The 20,049-nt window shown below is 59.0% G+C and carries 18 protein-coding genes and 1 pseudogene; 7 read left to right on the top strand and 12 right to left on the bottom strand.

Annotated features, from left to right (window positions below):
* Positions 1-29: 29 nt before the first annotated feature.
* The 7 genes from JWR14_RS30255 to JWR14_RS30225 all read right to left on the bottom strand — a co-directional run bounded on the left by JWR14_RS30255 (position 30) and on the right by JWR14_RS30225 (position 6,081).
* Positions 30-482, bottom strand: coding sequence for a carbon monoxide dehydrogenase subunit G (locus tag JWR14_RS30255; protein WP_299716691.1), 453 nt, complete (start codon positions 480-482; stop codon positions 30-32).
* Positions 483-495: 13 nt separating this feature from the next.
* Positions 496-1,314 carry a xanthine dehydrogenase family protein subunit M gene (locus tag JWR14_RS30250; RefSeq protein ID WP_299716688.1) on the bottom strand — a complete coding sequence of 273 codons (819 nt, stop codon included), beginning with the start codon at positions 1,312-1,314 and terminating at the stop codon, positions 496-498.
* A 29-nt stretch (positions 1,315-1,343) separates the two neighbouring features.
* Positions 1,344-2,129, bottom strand: coding sequence for an alpha/beta fold hydrolase (locus tag JWR14_RS30245; RefSeq protein ID WP_299716685.1), 786 nt, complete (start codon positions 2,127-2,129; stop codon positions 1,344-1,346).
* Positions 2,126-3,463 carry a fumarylacetoacetase gene (gene fahA / locus JWR14_RS30240; RefSeq protein ID WP_299716682.1) on the bottom strand — a complete coding sequence of 446 codons (1,338 nt, stop codon included), beginning with the start codon at positions 3,461-3,463 and terminating at the stop codon, positions 2,126-2,128. Before fahA ends, JWR14_RS30245 begins: the two co-directional genes overlap by 4 nt.
* Complete coding sequence (locus tag JWR14_RS30235; protein WP_299716679.1) at positions 3,460-3,984, bottom strand: VOC family protein; 525 nt, start codon at positions 3,982-3,984, stop codon at positions 3,460-3,462. The genes fahA and JWR14_RS30235 overlap by 4 nt, the downstream gene beginning before the upstream one ends.
* A gap of 31 nt (positions 3,985-4,015) precedes the next feature.
* The gene (locus JWR14_RS30230; protein ID WP_299716676.1) at positions 4,016-5,209 is read right to left on the bottom strand and encodes an FAD-dependent monooxygenase; all 1,194 of its coding nucleotides are present in this window, start codon (positions 5,207-5,209) and stop codon (positions 4,016-4,018) included.
* A 293-nt stretch (positions 5,210-5,502) separates the two neighbouring features.
* A complete protein-coding gene (locus tag JWR14_RS30225; RefSeq protein ID WP_299716673.1) occupies positions 5,503-6,081 on the bottom strand; it encodes a UbiX family flavin prenyltransferase in 579 nt (192 codons plus the stop codon).
* A gap of 304 nt (positions 6,082-6,385) precedes the next feature.
* Here JWR14_RS30225 and JWR14_RS30220 point away from each other — a divergent pair, with 304 nt between their 5' ends.
* The 4 genes from JWR14_RS30220 to leuD all read left to right on the top strand — a co-directional run bounded on the left by JWR14_RS30220 (position 6,386) and on the right by leuD (position 11,214).
* Positions 6,386-7,474: a porin gene (locus JWR14_RS30220; protein WP_299716670.1), complete on the top strand. Its 1,089-nt coding sequence runs from the start codon at positions 6,386-6,388 to the stop codon at positions 7,472-7,474.
* A 227-nt stretch (positions 7,475-7,701) separates the two neighbouring features.
* Positions 7,702-9,099, top strand: coding sequence for an MFS transporter (locus JWR14_RS30215; RefSeq protein WP_299716746.1), 1,398 nt, complete (start codon positions 7,702-7,704; stop codon positions 9,097-9,099).
* 55 nt (positions 9,100-9,154) lie between these two features.
* Positions 9,155-10,582: a 3-isopropylmalate dehydratase large subunit gene (gene leuC, locus JWR14_RS30210; protein WP_299716667.1), complete on the top strand. Its 1,428-nt coding sequence runs from the start codon at positions 9,155-9,157 to the stop codon at positions 10,580-10,582.
* Positions 10,582-11,214, top strand: coding sequence for a 3-isopropylmalate dehydratase small subunit (gene leuD / locus JWR14_RS30205; RefSeq protein WP_299716743.1), 633 nt, complete (start codon positions 10,582-10,584; stop codon positions 11,212-11,214). Before leuC ends, leuD begins: the two co-directional genes overlap by 1 nt.
* 52 nt (positions 11,215-11,266) lie before the next feature.
* Here leuD and JWR14_RS30200 read toward each other — a convergent pair whose 3' ends face one another.
* The 3 genes and pseudogenes from JWR14_RS30200 to JWR14_RS30195 all read right to left on the bottom strand — a co-directional run.
* Complete coding sequence (locus JWR14_RS30200; RefSeq protein WP_299716664.1) at positions 11,267-11,539, bottom strand: DUF4148 domain-containing protein; 273 nt, start codon at positions 11,537-11,539, stop codon at positions 11,267-11,269.
* Positions 11,540-11,665: 126 nt separating this feature from the next.
* Positions 11,666-11,881, bottom strand: coding sequence for a hypothetical protein (locus JWR14_RS38655; RefSeq protein WP_366144618.1), 216 nt, complete (start codon positions 11,879-11,881; stop codon positions 11,666-11,668).
* Positions 11,882-11,946: 65 nt separating this feature from the next.
* Positions 11,947-12,741: pseudogene (locus JWR14_RS30195) on the bottom strand (AMP-binding protein); the annotation flags it as partial.
* A 372-nt stretch (positions 12,742-13,113) separates the two neighbouring features.
* Between JWR14_RS30195 and JWR14_RS30190 the strand changes: the two are divergent.
* Entirely contained in the window at positions 13,114-14,451 is a 1,338-nt protein-coding gene (locus JWR14_RS30190) for an MFS transporter (RefSeq protein ID WP_299716658.1), read from the top strand.
* 334 nt (positions 14,452-14,785) lie between these two features.
* On the opposite strand, the gene JWR14_RS30185 is transcribed toward JWR14_RS30190, so the two are convergent.
* On the bottom strand, positions 14,786-16,255 hold the full coding sequence (locus JWR14_RS30185) for an MFS transporter (RefSeq protein ID WP_299716655.1): 1,470 nt from the start codon (positions 16,253-16,255) through the stop codon (positions 14,786-14,788).
* A 244-nt stretch (positions 16,256-16,499) separates the two neighbouring features.
* Positions 16,500-16,790 carry a hypothetical protein gene (locus JWR14_RS30180; RefSeq protein ID WP_299716652.1) on the bottom strand — a complete coding sequence of 97 codons (291 nt, stop codon included), beginning with the start codon at positions 16,788-16,790 and terminating at the stop codon, positions 16,500-16,502.
* Positions 16,791-16,982: 192 nt separating this feature from the next.
* Between JWR14_RS30180 and JWR14_RS30175 the strand changes: the two genes are divergently transcribed.
* Both JWR14_RS30175 and JWR14_RS30170 read left to right on the top strand, forming a co-directional pair.
* Positions 16,983-17,657: a TetR/AcrR family transcriptional regulator gene (locus tag JWR14_RS30175; RefSeq protein ID WP_366144617.1), complete on the top strand. Its 675-nt coding sequence runs from the start codon at positions 16,983-16,985 to the stop codon at positions 17,655-17,657.
* A gap of 273 nt (positions 17,658-17,930) precedes the next feature.
* Entirely contained in the window at positions 17,931-19,730 is a 1,800-nt protein-coding gene (locus JWR14_RS30170; protein WP_299716646.1) for a hybrid sensor histidine kinase/response regulator, read from the top strand.
* The last annotated feature ends 319 nt before the right edge of the window (positions 19,731-20,049 follow it).

Here is a 20,049-nt window from a genome sequence, read left to right as displayed (position 1 = left end):
TTACGCACCAGCTTATGCACCGCAAAGCGTTACTTGACGACGGCTTCACTTATGTTGGCATTGAACCGTTTGAAGAACTCGGCGGCCAGCTTGTTGGCGACTGATGTCACGAGCCTGGAACCGATCTGGGCGAGCTTGCCGCCGACTTGCGCGTCGGCAACATAGGTGAGCAGGGTGCCTTCGTCCGCGTCCGCGAGCGTGACCGTGGCAGTCATCTTGCCGAAGCCGGCAATCCCGCCTTCGCCACCGCCAACGATCTTGTAGCCCTCGAGTTCGATTCGTTCCGACAGCACCAGCGTACCCTTGAAGCGCGCTTTGACGGGACCGACCGATGCCACCACGACCGCCGCATATTCGTCCTCGCTGACGGGCGTGAAGGCTTCGCATCCGGGCACGCACGCCTGTAAAACAGCGGCGTCGTTCAAGCCTTTCCACACCAGTTCGCGGGGCGCCGCAATAGTCTGCGATCCGGTAAATTCCATGTTCGTCTCCTGATTAGTTTGACTGCCCGTCGCGCGGTTGCAAAAGCGCCTGAAGCGCGCGGCGGGTGTAGGTTTTTATAAGGTGCGCGCGATAGGCGGCAGAACCGTTTGCATCGTCGGGAAGGTTCGACGAATCGACTTCGAGCGCAGCGATTGCTGCATCGGAGCAGTCCGTCGCAAGCGCGCTTTCCGCGTCGCGCCAGCGGAAGACCGACGCTCCCGCGCCCGTCACAGCAACGCGAATGTCCGTGTGAAAGCGCGCGATGAACACGCCGACCACGGCATAGCCCGACGCCGGATGCCGATACTTCGCATACGCCGCGCGCTCGGGAACAGGGAACTCGATGGCGGTGATCAACTCACCCGCTTCGAGCGCGGTATCGAAGGTATCGATAAAGAAATCATCGGCGGCAATCCGTCTTGCCGATGTCACGACGGTCGCGCCGAGCGCGAGCACAGCGCTCGGATAATCGGCTGCCGGATCGTTATTCGCGACGGAGCCGCCCAGCGTGCCGCGATTGCGCACTTGCGGGTCGGCGATGATTCCCGCCAGTTGCGCCAGCGCCGGGATCGCCTGGCTCACCTCAGGCGATGCAGCGACGCATGCGTGAGTCGTACTTGCGCCAATGCGCAGCACGCCATTCGCTGTCTGCACGCCGCGCAGTTCCGGCAGCCGCACGAGATCCACCAGATGCGTTGGCGCCGCAAGGCGTTGCTTCAGCGTGGGAATCAGGGTCATGCCGCCGGACAACGGCCGCGCTTCCTCGTGCTCGCCAAGAAGCGCCGTGGCCTCGCTCAGGGATTGCGGCCGGATATAGATAGTCTCGTACATGCTTGTCTCCTGCGGATTGCGGCGCCGGACTACTGATGCGCCGTCCAGTCTTGCGCCCGCTTCAAATAATTTTCCAGCGCCGTTGCGAGGGCGACCGGTACTTCGTGCACAGGATAGTGTGCCGCATTCCGCAGGACTTCCATCTCCGCGTTGCGATACCACGCAAGCCACGTGCTGCGCATCAACTCAGGAGTCAACGTCGGATCATGCTCTCCTATGAACACTTTTACCGGTACGGGGTGCCCCACCACGTCCGCTGACATGTCGCTTGCGGCCCATTGCGGCAGATAACCCGCGAAGGCCTCGGGCCGCGATAGCTGAGCCGATTCCTGCGCGAGGCGTGCGCTCCACGCCGGTGATAGACGCTTGCCAGTTGAAAAGTCGATGATGGCCGCGCGCGCGGCAACGTCATTGACCGCGCGTTCGAACGCAGCCAGCCGCGCTGCATCCATCCGTGATCCGCATGCGGGCACTGCCGCGATTCCCACCATCCGCTCAATACGTCCAGGCGCGGCGAGCAGCACTTTCTGCATCGCCATGCCGCCCATCGAATGGCCTAGCAGGCTGAAACGCTGCCAGTTCAGGTGATCGGCCAGCGCGATTACGTCGGCTGCCGCTTCAGCGAATGTGTGGTCGCCATTGCGCTCGATTGAACGGCCGTAGCCGCGATAGTCGAAGAAGACGTAAGTGAATGCGTCCAGGTCGAGCGCTGGCAGTATTGGCGCCCAGTCGGCGGAACTGCCGAACCAGCCGTTCATCGCGAGCACTTTGCGCGGACCGTTGCCTACTTTTAAAAAACCGTTGAGTGGTGTCATTGTTCGCCTGCATGCAGCGCGTGCGCCGCGACAATGCGGCCTCGACATTCACCGAATCCGATCGATACGGCGCCCGGATGGCTGGCACGCGCGGTCAGCGTGATTTCATCACCGTCTTCGAGGGCAATACGGGTCTCGCCGCCAGGCAGTTGCAATGGGTCCTTGCCTGCGTTCGTCAGCTCCGTGAGGCAAGCCCGCGACACCGCTGACTCGCCTGAAATGGTGCCGCTGCCGAGCAGGTCGCCGGTGCGCAAGTTGCAGCCGTTGCTGGTGTGATGCGCGATCATTTGCGCGAAAGTCCAGTACAGGTTGCCCAGATGCGTCTGCGTGATGCGTTCCGGCGGCGTACCGGCTGAGCGCATGCGCGCAGTGCTCAGATACGCTTCCAGTTCGATATCGATACCGCCCGCGCGGCGGTCCGCCGCGCTGTCGAGATGCGGCAGCACGGCGGGGTCGCCGGCAGCGCGCGCCGGCGCCGCAATACGAAACGGCGCGAGCGCCTCCTCAGTCACGATCCACGGCGACACGCTGGAATGAAAGCTCTTGCCAAGGAAGGGCCCCAAAACCTGCTCGAACCATTGAATGCTTTTCGCGGACCAGTCGTTTAGCAGGCAGTAGCCGAACACGTGATCGAGAGCGTGACCGGTGTCGATCGGTTGTTCGGGATCATTGCCGCGCCCGATGAGCGCTGCCAGTTCCAGCTCGAAGTCGAGCGCCGGCGCGGGACCGAAACGCACTTGACCCTCCGCGTCGCGATACTGGCCGTGCGGGCGCCGCACATTGCCGCCGCTCACACGAATTGACGAAGCCCGGCCATGATATGCAATAGGCAGCCACTTGAACGCGGCTGGCAGGGGCTCGGCCAGACCCTTGAAGCGTCCATGCCGCTCTGTGTGATGCAGCGATGTCAGGAAGTCCGTGTAATCACCGATATCGCATGCGAGCCGCATCTCGACATCGGCCATGCGCGGCAGGATGAGTTCTTCAAGCTCGCGCAGACGGCCAAGCAGTGGTGTATCGCGGCTTAGCAGGCCAGACAGTGCGTGGCGCAGCGCCGACGGATAGCGCGGTTCGAGCGCCATCAGATCGTTGAGCGTGCTGCTCCCTGATGCCGCCGTGCAAGCAGTCAGCGCATCGCCGTCCACGAGTTGTGCGTCGGCCAATGCGCGCAGGTCGACAATCTGCTCGCCGATTGCCACGCCCGTGCGCGCTTCGCCGTCGCGGGTGAATGCGCCGAAGGGCAGATTCTGGATCGGGAAGTGGCTGCCGGGCGCGTTGGCTGATTCGATCCAGCTACGGCGCTCGGGATCATGTGTCTGATTCAGTGAAATCATGCCGGGCGCTTCTGCGTGTGTGCGGTTTCCTCGGTCCATGCGTCGAGCGTGAGACGGGCATCGGCTCTAAAGCCCGCCAGTTGCTCGGCGGGTGCAGTCGGCACGGTCAGTTCGAGGCGGATGCCGTTGGGATCGAAGAAATAGATGGACTGTACGAAGTGATGATCGGTCGCGCCAAGCACCTCAATGCCTGCGTCCAGGAGCCGCTTCTTCATGAATTCGAGTTCATCGAGTGCGCTGAGCCGCAACGCGATGTGGTTGACCCAGGGCGGCGTATTCGGCGACGGCAGCGCGGCGGTGTTGTCGCCGAGATCGAAGAACGCGATGTTCGACCCGTCCGCCATTTCAAAGAAGAGATGCACGTACGGGCAATACTCGCCGGTGCTTGGCACGTGGTCCAGACGAATGACATGGACCAGCGGCAGACCGAGCAAGTCTTCGTAAAACTTGCGCGTCTCTTCAGCGTTACGGCAACGCCATGCGAAATGATGCAGGCCCAGGACGGGCGGAAGCTTGGACATTGTTTGTCTCCTTGATGACCGGGAAAGTGCGTTAGATCTCGACCGTGTCCACGTTGTATTCGAACAGCCAGTTGTACCGTTCCTTCACGCGCTCCTCGGTCCATTCCCGATCCACATACGCAGCGGCACCTTCGGCGTCCGCGAGTTGAGGATTATGAAAGCGCGTGGCATTGGCGGCTGACCCGCGCACAACACGTGCTGTTCGCTCCAGCCGCAACTCCGCATAGCGCGCCAGCGCCCGAGCACGATCTGCTCCGTAGCGCTCGAGGCACCGTGCAAGCAGGTAGCCATCTTCTATGGCCATGCCCGCGCCCTGCGCGAGGAACGGCAGCGTTGGATGGCACGCGTCGCCGAGCAGCGTAATGTTGCCGGAAGTCCAGTTGTTCATCGGCTCACGGACCATGAGCGCCCACTTGTACGGAATATCGATAGCGGAAATCAGCGTGTGAATGTCCTCATGCCATCCTGCGAAGTCGCGGTGACATTCTTCGAGCGTGCCTTGTTCGGACCAGGATTCGACTTCCCAGCCGGACTTTTCGACTGCACCGACGAAGTTGATCAGCGTGCTTGCGCGCAACGGATAGTGGATGACGTGAGCGCCCGGGCCAACCCAGTTCACGCCATAGGGCGCGCGCAGATGGTCCGGCAAGCGGCTCGCGTCGATCACGCCGCGCCATGCCATGACGCCGGAGAATACGGGCTCATCGGGGCCGAACAACGCGCGCCGTACGGTGGAGTGAACGCCGTCGGCACCGATCAGGAGGTCCGCTTCGTAGGTCGCACCGCTCACGGTATGCACGGTAACTTTGTCTGATCCTGCTTCCTGGTGCACCGACGCCACTTTCTCGCCCAGCTTGATGGTATCCGGGCTCAACGCGGCCACGCCTTCGGCGAGCGCCCGGTGCAGATCCGCGCGATGCAGCGTGAAGTACGGGTAGCCGTAGATTTCGCGCGACTGGGTGCCAAGGTCGAACAGGCGCCATGACTGTCCGGTGTTCCACAGCCTTACCCGCTTGCCAAGGGGTTCGCACGCATCGTGCTCGAGCGTGCCGCCCAGGCCGAGCTGATACAAAACCCGCGTTGCATTCGGACTTAATTGGACGCCTGCACCGATTTCCTTTAGTGCCTGCGCCTGTTCGAGAATCGTGACGTCAAAGCCCTTCTTTAACAACGCGAGTGCAGCCGTCAATCCGCCAATACCTGCTCCAGCAATAATTATTTTCATTCGTCTACCGATTTGTTTATCGTGGAAGTCGGTTAATCGAGATTATTTATGAATCAATCGATAATTCCGATCAATCGTTCACTCACTCGATGCCTGATTCGGTTACTTTAAAACAACCGTCTGTCTGGATGAAGCAAATTAAACTGAATGAGTTATCACTGAAATTTGATAATCGTGGAATAGGCGTGATTGGTCCCGGCATGACGATGACGTCCGCGGATAAAGCCGGATGGTCGGAAGTACAAGCAAGATTTAATTCGGGATTTAACAGCCTGGAAGTCCGGGCATTGCGTTTAAACGCCCCAGCGACGCACGGTGCTTGCGTCCAGGCCGAACAGGTCAAGCACACGGCCGAGCGTGTGATCGACCATATCCTCGATCGATTCCGGGTTCGCATAAAAAGCCGGCACGGGCGGATAAACGATGGCGCCAGCTTCCGTAACCGCCGCCATGCTGCGGATGTGGCCAAGGTGCAAGGGCGTCTCGCGCACCATCAGTACGAGCCGCCTGCGCTCCTTGAGCATGACGTCGGCGGCCCGTGGGAGAAGGGCGCCCGTAATGCCTGTCGCGATTTCGGAGAGCGTCTTGACCGAACACGGAGCGACGATCATGCCCATCACCGGATAGGATCCGCTCGAGATTGCCGCGCCAATGTCAGAGTTCGTGTAAGCGACGCTGGCCATTGCGCGCACGTCGGCCACGCTGTAGTCCGACTCGTGTGCAAGCGTGACCTGTGCCGACCGGCTCATGACGAGATGCGACTCGATTTCCAGTTGTCTCAACAACTGGAGCAAGCGCACGCCGTACACGACGCCTGACGCACCGCTGATACCGACTACCATGCGCCGTGGAGGAATTACTCTGGATTGCATTGCGTTCTCCGATTCCACTGTCAATGCTTTTTCGATCTGCATTCACATTTTCGGCGGATAGTAGCATGCCGGAGTCAAAGCGGAAGATCCTTAATTGATTTCAAGCGGTTAATTGGTAAAAACCCTTGTCAAGTAATCGGATTCTTTGATGAATCCATCGATAATTCGTGATTCAAATGCGGATCTGTCTTCGCTACACTCCGATCTGCGTACAAGCCGTCTTGTCCAGATTGCAAAATGTCTTGTGCGTTCAGGTTCATCCGACATCAGAGCGGAATAACGTAAATAACAATTGGAGACGTCTTTGAATAAGCGATTTTTGATCGGCTGCAGCGTCGCCGTGTTTGGCGCGCCCGTATGGGCGCAGTCCTCGGCCACGCTCTATGGGAGCGTCGACGTGGGGCTGGACTATGTCTCCAACTCTCGCGGCAGCCACCTGTTCCAGGAGTCGGCGGGCAAGCGCACGCCGGATCGTTTTGGGTTCCGCGTCGTTGAAGATCTGGGCGGCGGCAATTCGGTGGTCGCGCGGTTGGAGTCGGGCTTCCTGACCAACACGGGTGCGCAGATCAATCCCACCAGTTTCTTCAACCGGATGGCGCTGGTGGGCCTGACGAACAACAGCTTTGGGACGGTGAGTTTAGGCAATATTCCCGACTACATCTACGAGTACATTGGTGCGATCAACAACTCGGTTCCCGGCATTTCATCGTTCTACACCGTGGGGAACCTGGATGGCCTCGCGAACACGCATGCACTGGTCAACTCGGTGAAATACGATACCCCGATTTTCTATGGTTTCCAGGCCGGTGCGATGAACAGTTTCGGCGGCCAGGCGGGCAACTTCAGCGCGGGGCGGCAGTACAGTATTGGTGCGAAATACGCGCAAGGGAGTCTGAAGTTCGGTGTGGCCTACACCATGTCGCACAACCGTACCGCGGACGTGTTTGGTGTCTTCAGTCTTCGGTCGCTGCTGGGACAGCCGTTGCAGCAGGGAACCATGTTTAACGCGGCACGCTATAGCACGATCGCTGTGGCCGGCTCGTACGTGATAGGCCCGTTCACGCCGCATCTGACGTTCACCGACGTCAAGCTGCAGAATGCGAAGGGAAGCGCCTCGGAGCGCAACTATCAGGCTGGTGTAAACATCGACCTGACCGGCGAACGAATCTACGTGCTGGGTATTTCCTACAATCGTTCGCTCTTTGAAGACCTTACTTTCAATCAGTACAACCTCTTCCTCACCTACTACCTGTCGAAGAGTACGCAGGTGTACGCGGGCGCGGGGTTACAGCGTGCGTCGGGGCCGAACGCTCAAGCGGAACAGTTCGGCTACCTGCCCTCCAGCACGGGAAGCCAGACCGTGGCGCGCATCGGTATCAATCATTTGTTCTGAGGGCGCCAAGCCGGATGTGGCCGGATGTAGCGTGCAGCTCGAAGGGGTATGCAATTTCGTTCGAGGCTTTGTTCACTGTTTTCGATTGCTTGATCACAAATTTTTGATTCTGTCGTAACGCAAGGCGCTTTATATTCACCTCGGCCCGATGGTCGAGCCCCGGAGAAGAAAAACGAGCGTGTGCCGGGGCAGCCGAGGTGCATTTGACAATGAGGTTCATGGAAGACATGCAAGCAGATCGAACTTTCAATATCGCGAATCTGGTGGAAGAACAGAAGATCGGCCGGTTTGCCGTGGGCCTGTTGTTCTGGTGCTTTCTCGTCATGCTGATGGACGGCTACGACCAGACCGCCGTTTCATTCGCGGCGCCCGCGCTCATCAAGGAATGGCATGTCAGCCGCGGCGGATTCGGGTCTGTGTTCGGCGCCGGTCTGTTCGGTACGCTCATCGGCTCGTTCCTGTTTGGATACCTCGGCGATCGTCTCGGGCGCAAGAAGGCCATTGTGATTGGCACGCTGTTTTTCGGTGCGCTGACGGTGGCGTCGGTATGGAGCCGTTCGCTCGACCAGTTAATGCTGCTGCGCTTTCTCGCGGGACTCGGGATGGGCGGCGTGATACCAAACTCGGTGGCGCTGGTGGCGGAGTACGCGCCCAAACGGTTACGCGCGACGTGGGTCACGCTGATGTTCTCGGGGTTCTCTATCGGCGCTGGATCGGGCGGGTTGGTGTCGTCGGCGTTGATCGGCCGCTTCGGTTGGCCGGTCATGTTCGTCGTCGGCGGCGTCGGCTCTCTGCTGGTTGGCACGTTGTTGATGTTCGTGCTACCGGAGTCCGCAAAATTGCTGGTGGTCAAGAAGCGCAGCCCGGAGGTCGTGGCGCGGCTCGTTGCCCGTCTGCGCCCGGAGCTGAGCGTCCCGGCCGACGCGCTTTTCATCGCCGATGAAGTGGCGCAAGTCAAAAAGCGTTTCGTGTTGAAGCTGATTTTCTCGGACGGCTTGCGCGCCATCACGCCGTTGCTGTGGATTGTGTTCATCGCCAATTCGATGGCGCTCTATTTTCTCCAGAACTGGCTGCCGATCCTGATGGAGGGCGTCGGTGTCGGTGCCCAGCACGCAAGCCTGATTACGGCGATGTTTTCGGTCGGCGGCGTGATCGGCGGCCTGATTCTCTGCCGCTATGTCGATCGTCATGGCGTGTTGGCCGTGATCGCGCTGCCCGCCATCGGTTGCCCGATTGTCGCGTTGCTGGGGACGGGAATGTCTGAGACCTGGCTCACTATCGCCGTGTTTTTCACGGGCTTCTGCGTGGTCGGCGCGCAGTATGGACTCTATGCGGTGGCCGGGATGATCTATCCCACGTCGTTTCGTTCGGCAGGTGTCGGCAGCGCAATTTCGATCGGGAAGATCGGTTCGGTGTCGGGGCCGGTCATCGGTGGAATGCTGCTCTCCATGCATTTGCCGGTATCGGATTTGTTCTACGCGGCAGCGGTTCCGTTCGTCATCGTCGCGGGTTTTTCGGCCGTGCTGGCAATCCTGTATCGCGCCCGTTTCGGCGCCGATCATGCCGCGGGTGCCGCGTCGTCCGAGCGGGTCGAGCCGGTTGAGCACTCAGTCAAGCCGTCGTGAGTGTCTGTCGGTAAGTCGGTAATGGCTTTTTTTAATTGACCCAGAAGGGAAGTTGATGGGCCGTACTCTCTATGACAAGATCTTCGAGGCCCACACGATCCGCACCCAGGCGGACGGCATGTGCCTGTTGTACATCGACCGGCATCTGATCAATGAGGTGACGAGCCCGCAGGCGTTCGAGTCGTTGCGCCTTGAACGGCGCATGGTATGGCGTCCGCGCGGGAACTTCGCGGTCGCCGATCACAACGTGCCGACCACCCGCCGCGAGGAGGGGATCACCGACGAAATCTCGCGGATTCAGGTCGATGCGTTGCGCGCAAACTGCGCGGCGAGTGAGATCGTGCATCTAGGAATGGATGACGAACGGCAGGGTATCGTCCATGTCGTCGGTCCTGAGTTGGGCATCACCTTGCCCGGCATGACGATCGTGTGTGGTGATTCGCATACCAGCACTCACGGCGCGCTTGGCGCACTCGCCTTCGGAATAGGGACCTCGGAGATCGAGCACGTCCTCAGTACGCAAGCGCTGCTGGTCCGGCGCAGCAAGAATCTGCGCGTGACAATCGATGGCCGTTTACCGGCAGGCTGCAGCGCGAAAGATCTCGCGCTGGCGGTGATCGGTCGTATTGGCACGGCCGGCGCGACGGGCCATGCGATCGAGTATGCCGGCGCGGTGGTGCGCGACCTGTCGATGGAAGGGCGCATGACACTCTGCAATATGTCGATAGAAGCGGGCGCCGTCGCCGGGCTGATCGCCGTTGATGCGACCACCCTGCAGTACTGCCGGGAACGCCTCTACGCACCCCAGGGTAGCGACTGGGATCGCGCGGCGTTCGAATGGACGGCGTTGCAGTCGGACCCGGATGCTCGATTCGATGCCGAAGTCGTGATGAATGTGTCTGGACTGTCGCCGCAGGTTACCTGGGGCACATCGCCGGACATGGTTGTGGATATCACCGGCGTGGTGCCCGATCCTGATCTTGTCAGCGAGCCTGGGCGGCGCGCGTCCTGTGTGCGGGCACTCGAGTACATGGGGTTGACGGCAGGCACACTGATCGAAAGTATCGCGCTTGACAAAGTATTTATCGGCTCATGCACGAATGGCCGGATCGAAGATTTGAGGGCTGCGGCGAGCGTGTTGAGCGCGGCCGGTGGTCGTGTTGCTTCCACCATCAGACTGGCGCTCGCGGTCCCGGGTTCAGGAGCGGTCAAGCGTCAGGCTGAAGCAGAAGGACTGCACGCTGTCTTCATGGCTGCCGGCTTCGAATGGCGCGACCCCGGTTGTTCGATGTGTCTCGCGATGAACGCTGACCGCCTTGAGCCGGGAGAACGGGTTGCGTCCACGTCCAACCGTAACTTCGAAGGGCGCCAAGGCGCGGGTGGGCGCTCGCACCTCGTCAGCCCCGCGATGGCAGCCGCGGCTGCACTGCGCGGGTATTTCACCGATGTCCGTACTTTCGCCGCGGATGGGACGCTGCAATGATCGAAGCTTTTTCTTGCCACACTGGCGTGGTGGTGCCGCTGGATCGCGATAACGTGGACACCGACGCGATCATGCCCAAGCAATACATGAAGTCGATCGCACGGTTGGGATTCGGTCCGTATGTCTTCGACGAATGGCGTCATGAGGATGTGGGCTATTACGGCAAACCGTCGAGCGAGCGGGTCAAAGCTGCTGGTTTTGTGATGAATCAACCGCGTTACGCCGGCGCGTCGGTCCTGCTGACACGACGAAACTTTGGTTGTGGCAGTTCACGCGAGCACGCGCCGTGGGCGTTGTTTCAATACGGTTTTCGCGTGCTGATCGCCGAAAGTTTTGCCGATATTTTCTATAACAACTGCTGCAAGAACAAGATGCTGCCCATTGTGTTGCATGCTCAGGATATAGAAATGTTACTGGTGCAAGTCAGTGCGGTTCCGGGTTACGCGCTGAAGGTCGACCTGCCGGCTCAGACAGTGACCACGCCAGATGACACGACCTTGCGTTTCGATATTGCGGCCTCGGTCAAGGCGCGGCTTCTTGACGGCACCGACGACGTGGACGACACCTTGTTGCTGGCATCGGAAATCAAGGCGTTCGAGGACCGAAGACTAAACGAGAGGCCATGGTTGTGAGACTTTGGCGTGGCTCTGGACGGACGTTGCCCGGGTGATGCCGACACGCGCGCTATTCACAGGATGTTGATGTGCCGCTTGTTGAAGCACCGTAAGACGTGGATTCAGTTCGCCTTTGCATGGCCAATTTTTGTTGAGCCTTTTGCAGACTTTCCGGGTAATCAACCTGGTCGTTCGCGGTTGGATCGAATCCTGCCTGTTTGAACTGGATGAACTCGGCCTTTACCTCTGCGCGAGTGGGAGTGCCGTTGTCTTGAGCGATGGCGAGAGCGGGGAATACTAGTGCGACGGCAAGCACTGCCGACGAAAAAAATAACCGGGTCATTTCGTGTTCCTGCGTGCGGCGGTGGTAGTAGAAAGCATCTTTGCTAGCAGGCATTTTTTGCGATGCGGCATGTTATTAGTATAACTACCAATTGGCATTTCTTGAAAATTAAATAATTGCGGAAGATTACACTTTGACCCAACCGTGAGGCGCTTGACTGGCTTTAAACGCGCGCGCCTTTATCCGCGAGTCGTGATCAGCTTCGGCCAGTACGGCTATCGTGTGTTCGCCTAGCGCCGGAATCCGAAGGTCGGGTTTGCCGGGTTCGCGCAAGAAACGGATCGGCGTATTAAGGTGCGGGTCGCCGTTGTGGTCGGCGAGCAGCATGCCCCGTTCGCGCACATGTGGATGCCGCAGGGCCTGGGCGTAATCAACAACAGGCGCAACGCGTAGTTGCCTATTCTTAGTTCATCGGCAAGGCGGCTCATCATGGTCGGCACGCCGCAGGTATGGGTCACGCCGTGGGCCTCGATCTTGTGGAGCGCATCCTGCGGGTCGAATTCGCGCGTCAGCACGTTGGCGACGCCGTGGTAAGCCGCAGCGATGGCCATCCAGATTCCAGCGCCCGAAAAGAGCGGCAGCATCTGCAGGAACGGCCCGGTGTTCGGCACCGGGATTTGCGAGAAAAAATTGTCGATACTGGAGAGGATCTGGCGATGTGTGCCGAGACATCCTTTGGGCGCGGCAGTCGTGCCGCTGGTATAGCGGATCGTGCGGATTTCGTCGGGATCAATATGGACGGTTACCGTATTCTCGTCGCCGCGTTCCTCAATACTCCGATAAGTCAGCCATCCCGCCGGCACGGCCGCCTCACCGCGGACAACCACCGTCACGCCGGGGCGCGTAAGAATACCCGCCAGGTTGTCGACGAATTCCGCATCGATAATAATGGCGTTCGGCTTTGAATCGTCGAGCAGGACCTCGATCTCACCGGCCGTCAATCCGTAGTTGATCGGCACGGCCAGCATGCCCGCCTTGGCGATGGAAAATATCATCTGAACCGCTGCCGCGCCGTTCCGAATAACTGTTGCGATGCGGTCGTTCTTGACGAGTCCGATGGCTGCCAGTCCGTCGGCCAGACGGTTGGTGCTTCGATCGAACTCGCTCCAGGTAAGCACCCGGTCGTCTTCAATGAGGGCTACTGCGTCGGGCGAGATCTTCGCGTTGCGAACAACAAGATCACCGACTCGCAGATTAATCATCTTACGTCTCCTTCTCAGTATTGGCGTGTAATTCGTCAAGGCAGACCGGAATGTTATATCTGGCCGTATATAACGAGAATCAAATTATTCGCGTTAATCCATAGCAATCGTCGAATAGTTGAGTTGCACCGGGGAGTCGGGACAAAGCAAAGCCGGTCCCGGCTGTCCGCCGTACCCACTTATCAGCTTGTTCGATGGCTTGATAAAAAAATGGTGATTCAGTGTGCGGATTGCGTCCGTTACACTCGAACAGCATTGTTGCAGGCGCCTCGCGCCCCGCCAAGTCAGGCGTGACTAAATAAAATAATCAGTAAAATATTCAGGAGACGAAATGCCGCTAATCCACGCACGTCCGCTTTGGCCGGTGAGTTCATGTTAAATGTTTCTCAACTCGTAGAGGAACAAAAACTCGGTCGTTTTTCGATTGCGTTACTGGCATGGTGCTTTCTGATCGTACTCCTGGACGGCTATGATCAGATCGCGATTGCGTTTGCAGCGCCCGCCATCGCCCAAGCGTGGCACGTCAAGGCAGGCAGCTTCGCGCAGGTGTTCGGTGCGGGCTTGTTCGGCGTGCTGATCGGCTCGCTGGCGTTGGGATTCGCCGGTGACCGGTTCGGCCGAAAGCGGACCATAATCTATGGTTCCATATGGTTTGGATTGCTAACTATGGCGTGTGCATGGACCCGATCAATCGATCAGCTTATCGTCTTGCGGTTTCTCGCCGGCATCGGGATGGGCGGCGTCGTGCCGAACACGGTCGCGCTGGTGGCCGAATACGCACCGAAGCAGCGCCGCGCCACCTGGGTGACATTGATGTTCTCGGGATTTTCAGTCGGCGCAGGAGGAGGGGGCGCAGTCTCCTCGTGGTTGTTGCCGCATTTTGGGTGGAGCGTTATTTTCTGGTTCGGCGGTGCGGCCGCGGTGCTGGTCGCGCTGGCATCAATCTTTGCGCTGCCCGAATCGATTCGATTTCTAGTGCTCAATCAGCGAGACCCGGTCCTGATCAGGCGACTCGTGCGCCGGATGGACCCGAATCTCGACGTGTCGCAGATCACGACTTTCGTTCTGGACGATGAACCTGTGGGGCGTGCCGGACCGTGCGCTCTTTTCAGCGGACCGCTGCGTTATGTGACGCCTCTGCTGTGGGTGGTTTTCATCCTTAACTCGCTGGCGTTGCATTTCCTGCAGAACTGGCTACCGCTGATTTTCGGTATTGCGGGGATTGCGCCTCAACAGGCCGCTATTGTCGCGATGATGTTTCCGGTGGGCGGGACCATTGGCGCGCTCGTCCTCAGCCGTTTTGTTGACCGTCACGGCATGGTGGCTATCGTGGCGCTGGCCGCGCTAGGGTGTCCTGTCGCTGCATCGCTCGGGCATTCCATGCCGCAACCGTTGTTGATGGTTTTCGTGTTCATGAGCGGCGTGTGTGTGATCGGCACTCAATTCGGTCTGTATGCGCTCGCCGGCATCATCTATCCAACTTCGCTGCGTTCGGCCGGGGTAGGAACGGCGATAGGCATAGGCAAGTTCGGCTCGGTCGCGGGCTCAATGCTCGGTGGCGTGCTGCTCGCGATGCACCTGCCCATCGACAGGTTGTTCATCAACGTCTCGATCGTGTTCGTGTTCATCGCGGGATTTTCGATGATGCTCGGTTGGTCGCATCGGGTCAGCAAGGGCCTGGCCACTGCGTCTATTCATCGCTCTTCATGAGGAGGGGTTCAGAGCGATGGGCGCTGACCGACGCAGCGACGCTTTCCAATTCCGAATCCCAATGTGGTCGCGATGCCACAAATGTAACGATTCGTAAGCGCTATGTGGGGTTGCCCACATAGCAATGCGGCGCTCACCCTCTACTATGGCCTTGCTGACCGACAAAAAGCGCCCAACGATAAAACCAATATTCAGAGGCAACAGGTCAGTTACGAGAGAAACATCATCGAAGCGGTAACGGGGGTTTCCACTTCGATTTAAAGGCCCGGCATTGTCCGGGCCTTTTTCCGTCCGGCGCTCGCCGATACCTCTCGGGTCCACGGTCATCACGTTTTCAAGGTTGGCGACGCGTCTTGTCATGGTCAAGCAGAAGCCATGCGGTGATGGCGCTCGCAAGCGCGAGGCTGGATGCGATTAGCACTATCACGCGGAACCCGAAAACAAATGACACGCGCGTGGCCTCCATGACGCGAGCGTCCGGATTGACTGCTGCACCAAGAAGCGCGCGCTGTTCGTTCACCTGGCTCTGCGCGGCTTGAGAAAGGCCGAGTGGCAAAAGGTGCAGGTCGAGGGATTTATTAAATAGCACCGATAGAACAAGGCCGAAGACTGCTACGGCGAGAAGTCCTGCGACTCGGGATACCGCGTTGTTCACCCCGGATGCGACCCCCGACTGATTTTCCGGAACGGCGTTCATGACCGACGTGGTTAGCGGGGCAACGCAAATCGCCATGCCCAGTCCAAGCACGACGACTGGCGCGAAGAAGGTTTTTAAGTACGAACCGCCAACCCCGGGCCATGCCAAAAGCGCAAAACCCGCAGCGACGATGACGGAGCCCACGGTGAGTGGCGCTCTGGCGCCATAGGTTGCGACCAGTCCGCCGGTCCATCGTGAAAGCACGAAGATAATCAAGATCAACGGCAATAGCGCGGCTCCGGCCTCAGCCGCAGAATAATGATGGATCTGAATAAGGGTGAACGGCAGGAAATAAAGTATTCCCCCCAGTCCGGAATAGAGAAAGAACGTAATCAGGTTTGCGCCCGCAAATGTGCGCGACTTGAAGAGCGCCAGTGGCACCATCGGAGCGGGGCATCGAGCCTCGCGAACCAGAAAGGCGATGAGTGCGATGACGCCAACCGACGCAGCTAGCAGAAGCAGAACGCCTGACGCTTTTTCAGAAGCTTCGATCAGTGCGTACGTAATTCCGCCGAGTCCTACCGACGCCAATAACGCGCCTGGCCAGTCCAGCGCTTTATCAAGTTTTTCATTTTTGCTCTCATTGACCCGCCACAGCGTGATGCCCACAACGACTGCCGCTAACGGCAGATTGAGCATGAATACCGAGCGCCACGAAAAGTGTTCGACCAGCCAGCCTCCAAGCACGGGTCCGCCTGCGCCCATCATTGCTGTGAATCCCGACCAGGTACCAATTGCGCGCCCGCGCGTGCTGGGCGGGTAGGCCGAACTGATCAGCGACAGGCTGCCTGGCACAAGGAAAGCGGCACCGATTCCCTGAACCGTCCGGGCAGCTATGAGTCCTTCGATAGATCCAGCGAACGCGCACCATGCCGATCCGATTGCGAATAAAACGGTACCGAACAGGAAGATCATTTTTCTGCCGTAGCTGTCGCCGAACGAACCTCCGACGAGCAGCAGCGACGCTAGCGACAGGGCATAAGATTCAACCACCCACTGGAGTTCTCCCGAGGTCGCGTGAAGCCCGCTCTGTATTGCAGGCAGCGCGATGTTGACAACCGTACCGTCGATAAACGCCAGGCTGGAGCCGAGAATTGCGGCAATCAATACCCAGACGTTACCCGCGGCTGCACTCTCGACAGCTTGAGCTGATCCCGGATGTGTCCCGTCAAGTGCGCGCCGATCGGAAGGTTTCATGGAGCTCAAAGTAGCACGTTGGGCGTTCGATGATTAGCCCAACGTGCGACATGGCCGACGCGGCGACTGAGCAATCCAGCCGTCCAGGTGTTTATCGCGCACCCCTGCCAATCGCCTGAAGCTCCAGGCGGCGAGGCGCAGCATTGGCTATCGCCTACTTGCGGGCCTGATCGTCCGCTATCTGCACAGGTTCGTCGGCGACGACCGACGTCAACACCGTCGAAGGCAGATGCCGCATATCGCTCGGGCTGACCTTGCCGGCGAACTTCCAACCACCGGGCAGCTTGACGAAGGTGAAGCCGGTCGGCCTGTCGACGAAGACGTCGAAGTTTTTCGCCGTCGCCGCAACAGCCCCTTGGCTGGTTCCGGGAACCGCCTGTGCGAAGACTGTGGATGACGCCGTTACGATTGCGGCAGCAATCAAGGTGCGAAGTACGGGTTTCATTTTGAGCTCCATTTCAATTGAGGAAGGGCGATGCCGACGACGGCACCACCCGGTCGACACACAAATTCTCTATATATGTGTCGATCGATACAAAATATTAAACCTCAAAAATTGACCCAAATCCAGACTTTTGTTATGCTCGTTACAAAATAGGGCATCGAGGTCAGGACCTGATCGGCGACGCGGAGAAATATGATGAATGACCCAGTTGATGCCGCCGCTTCGAAACGGCGGGGCAGGCCGCGAAATTTCGACCGGCACGCCGCGCTGATATGCGCGATGGAGATGTTCTGGCTGAAGGGTTTCGACGGCTGCGCGATCAGCGACCTGACTGTCGCCATGAACATCAACTCGCCAAGTCTCTACGCCGCGTTCGGCAGTAAGGAAGACCTGTTTCGCGAGGCGGTCGACCTCTACGGGACGCTTGAGGGGGAGGCGACCCGGTGTGCGTTGGCGGGGCCACGCAACATCCGGGATGCGCTCGGTGCGATGCTCAAGCGTAGTGTCGAAATGTTCACGCGCGGTCCGCAGCCACGCGGCTGCATGGTGATGCTTGGCGCGCTGAACGTCAGTGCCGACCAGAAGGAGCTGCGCGCGCTGCTGCACAAGCGGCAGAGGCAGATTTTCGACATGATCTGCAAGCGCATGAAGCTGGCGGTCGATGATGGTGAAATCGCACAGTCGGTGGACATAGATGGTTTGTCAATGATGTGCGCGGTGCTGTTTACCGGCCTGGCAGTCCACGCCCATGATGGAGCCGGCCGCGCGAAGCTGAATTCGGCGATCGATGCCTTCATCGCCACTTTACCGGTAACGGGCAAGTCCAGGACGGCGCCGCGGGTCGCGGCTGGAAAAAAGGCGCCGTGATAGCGCAGGGCTTGTTATGTGCAGATGGAAAATCTTGGCCAGCGTCATGTTTCATGTGAAGTGGGCCGTAACGCCATCTTTATCGCCGATGTAGCAGGTGCGTTAATGCGGCTACATTTGTGTATATCACTTCGGAATCGCGTCCTGCTATTCTGCATGATTACACGCTGCCCTGTCCGCGGACAGCGAATTTCCTGATCGGGCATGGCCATGAGATTGTCGGGCCTCAGAGTGCACAGGTTCAGAGCGGCGGCTCAGGAACGTGCGTTCCGGATGGACTACGCGCGGCGCTTCTTTGGGCAGCGCAGGCTCGCTATCGCAATCTTCACTGCGTTATGGGTGATCTTTTCCATCCGCGACTTTTCGCGGCTCGACGTGCTGGACCCCATTCATCTGCACCGCAGTGAACTCGTTTTCCTGCGAATCGCCGGAACGATCGGCATGCTGGTGCCCGTGCTGTTGTGGACCCCACACGGGTCGGACGAGCGATGGGCCGTCCGGCTGCTCGGTGTGTGGACGCTAAGTTGTTGGATCGCCGTGCTCAGAATGGTGCAAATCTATCCAGGCGACCTGGCCTGGCGGGAGGCGTACCCGATTCTCACGTTTACTCTCTTCATGATATTCATGGCCTTTCGGCTTCGGGCGATCACGGCGGCCTGGCTGATCGGGCTATGCGTTGTCAGTTACCTGGTCATGCTCTATTTCAAACCCAGCGGCCAGAGCGTCAACACGCGCATGGAGTCGGTGATTGCGCATGCCACGATGGTGCCGATGATGTATATCGTCGGCTTGCTCGTCAGTATTCCGCTGGAGCATGCCGCGAGGCGCGAATTCGTGTATCGGCGCACCTTGCGCGCGGCCAAGCAGCGCGTCGAAGCGGCGTCGCGCGCGGTTCGTGAGCAGAACAAACGTATGCAGGAGCTCGTCAAGGAAAAAGAGCGATTCTTTTCATCGGCGTATCACGACATCCAGCAACCTCTTGCCGCAATCAACCTCTTCATTCGCAGCGTCCGGACCGGGGTCAGAGCGGGACGCGCGGTGGATCGCGACCTCGATGTCATCGAGCGGACCGCGTCGGACATCCTCGGCATGTTCAAAGACATTCGAGACTATAGCGAACTGGGCTCGTATGTTCCCCGTCTTACGCCAGTCAATACGCATGACCTATTGACCGAAGTCTTCGAGCAATATCGCGAGACGGCTCGCTTGCAGGGAATCGATTTTAGAATCGCCAGGCGGCGGAGTCCTCCGTCGTCTATCGAGACCGACCGATCGCTCTTTAAGAGGGCCGTTTCCAATCTTGTATCGAACGCGATCAAGAACACGTCGTCGGGCGGCGTCGTGCTTGGCTGGGTGCGGCTCGATGGACGAGTGCGCGTCGATGTATGGGATACCGGAGCCGGCATTGGGTCCGCCCATCGGGAGGCGATTTTCACCGAGTACTATCAGATCAACAATCCGGGGCGTGACCGTTCGAAAGGGCTGGGACTGGGGTTATCGATCGTGCATCGTGTGATCCGCATTCTGCCGGGACACGGCATGAGTTTTACGTCGGTGGAAGGGCACGGATCGCGCTTTTCGCTCTACGCGACGATTTCGGCATCGACCCCGGCTATCGGGGCGAAGGGTCAGAATGGCGACGTCTACACGCCGGTTCTCAACGGCGTGTTCATGCTCCTGTGCGACGACGAACCGACCGTCCTTGAAGGCCTGCGGCGTCTTTTATCGAGCGCGGGCGCGCTTGTGCAGGCCGCGGAATCGATGGCTGGCTTTGAAGCCATCCTCGCCGACGACAGCCGCATTCCCGATCTCATCGTCACCGATATCCGGCTGCGTAACGGAGTCACCGGCAAGGAAGTGGCTGATCGGATCAGGCGCCACTTCGCGTGGGCGGGAACCATTCCCGTCGCATTTATCACCGGCGAGCTGCTGTCCGATCGCGTGCTTTGCGACTTCCCCCAACCGTTCGTGCTATTGCGCAAGTCCTCGGCACCGGAAGACTTGCTGGCGGAGATCAGCGGGTTCGTTGCTGCTCAACGGAGGATGCTTCCCGATCTCGCGAAGGACCGGTGACTGAGAGCGCCTGGAGCGTAATACCCTTGTCCGCCAGCATCACGATGAGTTGAGGTGACTGATGTATTTGCGCACCGCGAGGTTATTTCAATGAACAAAGACACCCGGCGTCACTATCTTGCTTAGCAGGCCTGATGGTCGTCTGCTGTCGATACGCCTGGTCATTCATCTCAGCGCCGCTACGAATGTGGCGTGGGCGCGCGACAGGACGCAGGATGGTCTTCTGGACGCAATGAACACCTGGTTGGGACTACCCTGGCTAAAAAAAATCAAACGCTTGGTTAGCTCTTGATATTGTGCGTCCTCAAATATGTTCTTG

The sequence above is a fragment of the Caballeronia sp. genome (genome assembly GCF_028292365.1).
Classification (GTDB): domain Bacteria; phylum Pseudomonadota; class Gammaproteobacteria; order Burkholderiales; family Burkholderiaceae; genus Caballeronia.
The sequence above is the reverse complement of the archived record's forward strand: the minus strand, read 5'-3'. Positions and strand labels throughout refer to the sequence as shown.

What these genes read in the sequence shown, in the direction of transcription:
- JWR14_RS30255 (WP_299716691.1), bottom strand. Translation starts at nt 482, where the DNA reads ATGGAATTTACCGGATCGCAGACTATTGCGGCGCCCCGCGAACTGGTG.
- JWR14_RS30250 (WP_299716688.1), bottom strand. Translation starts at nt 1,314, where the DNA reads ATGTACGAGACTATCTATATCCGGCCGCAATCCCTGAGCGAGGCCACG.
- JWR14_RS30245 (WP_299716685.1), bottom strand. Translation starts at nt 2,129, where the DNA reads ATGACACCACTCAACGGTTTTTTAAAAGTAGGCAACGGTCCGCGCAAA.
- fahA (WP_299716682.1), bottom strand. Translation starts at nt 3,463, where the DNA reads ATGATTTCACTGAATCAGACACATGATCCCGAGCGCCGTAGCTGGATC.
- JWR14_RS30235 (WP_299716679.1), bottom strand. Translation starts at nt 3,984, where the DNA reads ATGTCCAAGCTTCCGCCCGTCCTGGGCCTGCATCATTTCGCATGGCGT.
- JWR14_RS30230 (WP_299716676.1), bottom strand. Translation starts at nt 5,209, where the DNA reads ATGAAAATAATTATTGCTGGAGCAGGTATTGGCGGATTGACGGCTGCA.
- JWR14_RS30225 (WP_299716673.1), bottom strand. Translation starts at nt 6,081, where the DNA reads ATGCAATCCAGAGTAATTCCTCCACGGCGCATGGTAGTCGGTATCAGC.
- JWR14_RS30215 (WP_299716746.1), top strand. Translation starts at nt 7,702, where the DNA reads ATGCAAGCAGATCGAACTTTCAATATCGCGAATCTGGTGGAAGAACAG.
- leuC (WP_299716667.1), top strand. Translation starts at nt 9,155, where the DNA reads ATGGGCCGTACTCTCTATGACAAGATCTTCGAGGCCCACACGATCCGC.
- JWR14_RS30200 (WP_299716664.1), bottom strand. Translation starts at nt 11,539, where the DNA reads ATGACCCGGTTATTTTTTTCGTCGGCAGTGCTTGCCGTCGCACTAGTA.
- JWR14_RS30190 (WP_299716658.1), top strand. Translation starts at nt 13,114, where the DNA reads ATGTTAAATGTTTCTCAACTCGTAGAGGAACAAAAACTCGGTCGTTTT.
- JWR14_RS30180 (WP_299716652.1), bottom strand. Translation starts at nt 16,790, where the DNA reads ATGAAACCCGTACTTCGCACCTTGATTGCTGCCGCAATCGTAACGGCG.
- JWR14_RS30175 (WP_366144617.1), top strand. Translation starts at nt 16,983, where the DNA reads ATGATGAATGACCCAGTTGATGCCGCCGCTTCGAAACGGCGGGGCAGG.
- JWR14_RS30170 (WP_299716646.1), top strand. Translation starts at nt 17,931, where the DNA reads ATGGACTACGCGCGGCGCTTCTTTGGGCAGCGCAGGCTCGCTATCGCA.